General features: G+C 43.2%; 3 protein-coding genes and 1 pseudogene. All 4 read right to left on the bottom strand.

The features are described from left to right. Window positions 1–956 precede the first annotated feature (956 nt). A complete protein-coding gene (leuS, locus tag IQ242_RS15760; protein WP_128575306.1) occupies window positions 957–3,509 on the bottom strand; it encodes a leucine--tRNA ligase in 2,553 nt (850 codons plus the stop codon). Window positions 3,510–3,655: 146 nt separating this feature from the next. Beyond that, window positions 3,656–3,988 carry a BON domain-containing protein gene (locus tag IQ242_RS15765; protein ID WP_052278145.1) on the bottom strand — a complete coding sequence of 111 codons (333 nt, stop codon included), beginning with the start codon at window positions 3,986–3,988 and terminating at the stop codon, window positions 3,656–3,658. A 27-nt stretch (window positions 3,989–4,015) separates the two neighbouring features. Then, on the bottom strand, window positions 4,016–4,945 hold the full coding sequence (locus IQ242_RS15770) for a CoB--CoM heterodisulfide reductase iron-sulfur subunit B family protein (RefSeq protein WP_193960615.1): 930 nt from the start codon (window positions 4,943–4,945) through the stop codon (window positions 4,016–4,018). Window positions 4,946–5,237: 292 nt separating this feature from the next. Next, window positions 5,238–5,358, bottom strand: a pseudogene (locus IQ242_RS15775) (anti-anti-sigma factor); the annotation flags it as partial.

Consider the following 5,358-nt stretch of genomic DNA (forward strand, 5'->3'; position numbering starts at 1 on the left):
ATCCGAATGCTTCGCCCCTACCCCAGACAATAACCTTAGCCTATCATCCCTGTGATAAAATTACGATAATCTCCCCATTAAATCCCTGTACGGGCGAAGCATTCGTGCATAATCTATCGCTGAAACCCTAGATTTTCTATCCGAATGCTTCGCCCCTACCCATCAATTCCCCATCTACCACGCCATGAATGAACAACGCACCCAATACCGTCTAAACTATGATTTTTTTGATTATTTGATTGACTATGATTTTTCTCGGCTATCATCCCTGTGATTTAATATCAATAAAGATAGGAGATAAGTAAATGCGATTACTCTCAATGATTTTACGACTCTTAGGCAGACTTTTGAGAAGTTTTATAATTCTCTTGTCTATTATCTTTATTGGTATTCCTTTGACGATTTAGACGGAAAATAGAATCTTTAAACTCATCTTACTTTAGTTGATTCAATATTCATAGGTTGTTCTTATTTAGGGTTTGCTGAAAAAGTAGGGGCGAAGCATTCGGGCAATAACCTATCGCTGAAACCTTAGATTTCCTATCCGAATGCTTCGCCCCTACAGGATGGGATCGCTGATGAAGAGGCAAGGTTTTGAACCACGATTCTCGCAAAACAGGTGCAAGGTTTTGCGAGAAAGGCCCTAAAGTCCTTACCTCGCCTACATTTCATATTTATTCAGCAAACCCTATTTACAGACAATGCTAATTGTATATTTTACCATCTATCGATAGTTTTTGATAGAAAGTGTTAAGTAGCTGGTTATAATTAAATTAAAAATGGATTTTAGGTTCGATCCCCCCTGCCCCCCTTGATAAGGGGGGTGCCGATAGGCGGGGGGATCCCCCTTAATAAGGAGGCATCTGATAATTTTTAACGCCTACCTACTTAATCTAACTGGTTACTGATAACTGAAAAGGTTCTTAATTCCCTACCATTGTGATAATTGCTGTCATTTAAACCACGACAAAGTTAACTAATTTGCCCGGGACAACAATCACTTTTTTGATTTCCTTACCCTCTAAATAACGTTGGGCGATTTCTGATTCCAGGGCGAGGGTTTCTAGGGTGCTTTTATCGGCACTAGCGGGAACTTGTATCGTGCCTCTGGTTTTTCCCAAAATTTGGATGACAAGGGTAATCTCGTCCACAATCAGGGCAGTAGGATCAACTTTTGGCCAGGGTTGCAGGTGAATTGATTGGCTATGGCCTAAAGCTTGCCATAATTCTTCGCTCAGATGGGGAGCAAAGAGGGAAAGTAAGATTAATAAGGTTTCGATTCCTTCCCGATAAATGGGGGATGCAAAACACTTATTATCCCCTAAAGCGTTACTGAGTTTCATCAATTCGGAAATGGCGGTATTAAATTGATAATCTCCTTCTAAATCCTCGGAGATTTCTTTAATAGCGGTGTGAATTGCCCGTCTTAAATCCTTGTCAGTTTTCGAGAAAGTTTCTATTTTTTTGACTTGCTTGGGTTTATTTTCAATATATTCGCTGACTAAACGCCACACCCGATTAAGAAAGCGAAATTGTCCTTCTACCCCCGCATCTTCCCACTGTAAATCTTTTTCTGGGGGTGCGGTAAAAAGTATAAACATTCGGGCAGTATCGGCCCCGTATTTTTCGAGAACTTTCAGAGGATCAACGCCGTTATATTTCGACTTAGACATTTTTTCAAAGAAGAAAGATAGAACTTCTCCCGTGTCTTTATCGCAATATTTATCCTCTTTATAGATAACATTTTCTGCGGGGACATATTTGCCAGTTTCGGGATTTTTGTAGGTTAATCCCTGTACCATTCCCTGGGTTAATAGACGGTTAAAAGGTTCATCGACATTAACTAAACCTCTGTCTCTTAAAACTTTGGTAAAGAAACGAGAATAGAGTAAATGTAGGATAGCGTGTTCGATTCCTCCGACGTATTGATCCACGGGCATCCAATCATTAACCTTCTCGAATTGAAAGGGTATATCTTCATTTTTAGCATCGGTATAACGGAGGAAATACCAACTAGAATCGATAAAGGTATCCATGGTGTCCGTTTCCCGTTTTGCGGGAGTGCCACAGCGAGGACAATCCACATTTACCCAGTCTTCTAATTTGGCTAAAGGGGAAGCACCTCGACCGCTAAATTCGACATTTTCTGGTAAAGTAACGGGTAAATTATCGATAGGTACTGGCACGGTTCCACAGTTAGGACAGTGGATAACTGGAATCGGACAACCCCAATATCTTTGACGGGAAATTAACCAATCCCGGAGGCGATATTGTATTCTAGCTTTGCCGTAACCTTGGGCAGTGGCATAATCAATAATAGCGGTTTTTCCTTCTTGGGAATTCAGTCCATTAAATTGAGCGGAATTAATCATAATTCCAGCTTCTGTATAGGCCTCTTTTAACTCAATTTCGCCACTTTCTGGAGTAATAACTATCTTAATTGGCAGGTTATTTTCCTGAGCGAATTTAAAATCGCGACTGTCGTGAGCCGGGACTCCCATCACTGCCCCTGTCCCGTATTCGTAGAGGACATAATCAGCAATTAAAATCGGAATTTCTTCACCAGTAAAAGGATTAATTGCCATTCCTCCGGTTTTAATACCGCGTTTGGGTTTATCTTCGGCGGTTCTTTCTAATTCGCTTTCGCTGGCTATCTCTTGAATAAAAGTTTCTACGGCCGATTTTTGTTCGGGAGTGGTAACTTGTAAAGTTAAGGGATGTTCGGGAGCAAGTACCACATAAGTGACTCCATAAACCGTATCGGGACGAGTGGTAAAAACAGCAATTTTTTCTGTGGAGTTAACAAGAGGAAATTCTAAATAAGCACCTACCGATTTACCAATCCAGTTCGCCTGCATGGTTTTAACCCTTTCTGGCCAACCGGTAAGTTTATCTAAATCAGTGAGTAATTGTTCGGCATAATCGGTGATTTTTAGGAACCATTGCCGGAGTAATTTTCTTTCTACTTTAGCACCCGATCGCCAAGATTTTCCTTCACTATCTACCTGTTCATTGGCCAAGACAGTTTGATCGATAGGATCCCAATTCACTGCCGCTTCTTTTTGGTAGGCTAATCCTGATTCAAAAAACTGTAAAAATAGCCATTGGGTCCAACGATAATATTCCGGGGAACAGGTGGCAACTTCTCTTTCCCAATCGATAGATAATCCTAACTGTTGTAATTGCCGTTTCATCTGGGCAATATTTTGATCAGTCCATTTTGCCGGAGGAACTCCCCTTTCAATGGCGGCATTTTCTGCGGGTAATCCGAAAGCATCCCACCCCATGGGATGCAGCACGCGATAACCCTGCATTCTTTTCAGACGGGCAATCACATCGGTAATAGTATAGTTGCGAACGTGACCCATGTGCAGGTTGCCCGATGGATAGGGGAACATGGAGAGGGCGTAAAATTTCGGTTTATCGGCGTTTTCTGGGGTTTTGTCCAATCCCATTTGCTGCCAAATCTTCTGCCATTTCTGTTCGATTTCTGCGGGGTTGTACGGCACTGGGGTCTTTTCTCCTGAGTTGTATCTATCCCTCCCATTTTACAGCAGCCGGCTGAGGGCGATTGCCAGTCTTGGAGTTATCCACCCTAGCAAAAACCCTCTGGGTTTTAGTGGTTAATTTTCGCGGGGAATATAGCCGTTCGACTTCACCCAATAGTTACTTGACTGGTATCGACGCTGGTTGCCCCATGGACTTTACTGGCAATGGCCACCATTTTATCTAAAGTCGCCTGATTGGAAACCTTGCCTTTTAGTACAACCTTACCACCAGTTTGAGCGACCCACAATTTGTCTTCATCAGCTAAATCCGGTGTCTCGTCAAAAGCTAAAACTACTCGTTTAGCTAGGCCGCTTTCGTCGTATTTTCCGTCTAATCCGACTCTTTCGGGGGGAATACCGGCAGCAGCGGCTTTACCTGCGATCGCACGAGCGGCATCGGCCGGTTTATCTAAACCAAAAATTCTTTTTAACCAATCCATTGCTAACACTCCTGATTGAGTCCTGTCCTAAAACCCCAATTTCTTTAAAAGGGATTTCGTTGAAACGATGTGTCGATCTAATCCTAAACGATCAGGACTCACTCCCACCGCTAAAGCAACCAATTGGGAAAAATGTAACACAGGTAAACCTAAACTTCGACCGATCACTTTTGCCACTTCCGGTTGTCGGGAATCAAGATTAAGATGGCACAAAGGACAAGGGGTGACTAAACAATCGGCCCCGGCTGCCATGGCCTCTAAAATGTGTTTTCCTGCCATTTGGAACGATTGGGTGGTGGCATAACTGGACAGGGGCCAACCACAGCATTGAGTGCGTCCTTGATAATAAATCGGATTTGCTCCCACCGCTCGAAAGACATTTTCTAGGGATTCCGGCTGAAAAGGATTATCGTAGGGGAGAGTATCCTGGGCCCGCAGGAGATAACAACCATAAAAACTGGCACAATTTAAGCCTGATAAGGGACGAATCACCTTAGCCGCCAAATTATCTAAGCCATAATCGCCCACAATTGCCCAGAGTAGGTGTTTAACCGTCGTCGTTCCTTGGTAGGGGGAACAATGTTCTTTCTGTAAATAATTATTAACTTCCTCAACATAATTGGGATTATTATGCTTTGCTTCCTTCAAGCGCTCATCCACATGACCGATCACCCCCTGACAGGTGCTACAGTGAGTCAACAGGGGTAAATTGAGGGCTTCCGCTAGGGCAATATTGCGCGCATTGACGGTATCTTCCAATAGTTGCGAATCTTCCTTATAGGTTCCCGAACCACAACAGGCAGCTTTTTTGAGTTCGACTAAATTAATCCCCAAAGCTTCCGTCAGGGCTGCCGTGGATAAGTATAGTTCCCGACAGGCACCTTGAGCGACACAACCGGGAAAATAAGCATACTGGAGATTGTTGACTGTCATGGATTCTAGGAAATTACTACTCATTACCTATCTACCATCTTGCCCCCCTTCCCCTCTGTCATCACTAAAGTCATGGAATTTCTTAACAGACAGTCTTTTGTGAGCTGCTCCCAACAAGTCTATGGTAGTTTGCCCCTAGAAATAATATCCAAAAACGAGGAGAGCCATCTCAACAGTATAATGCCTCTCCTTGAGAAAAATTGTTGTTTTGAGGAGTCGATAATGTAAATGGCAATCTGTCCGGTCAAGAGGTGATTTACGGGGAGAATTGAGATTGTAGCCGAGAAATTGCGGCGAGAAACCCTATTTTGTCTGCTTACGCCGCTTGGGTGAGGGTGATAACAGCATCAAAGTCAGCACGGCTAGGGAAAATCGAGAGAACCCGGTCCAGTTGGGTTAATTCAAAGATAATCTTGACTGAAGGTGGAATAGAACAG

Origin of the sequence: Microcystis sp. LEGE 08355, assembly GCF_015207185.1 — a bacterium.
Taxonomy (GTDB): Bacteria; Cyanobacteriota; Cyanobacteriia; order Cyanobacteriales; family Microcystaceae; genus Microcystis; species Microcystis panniformis.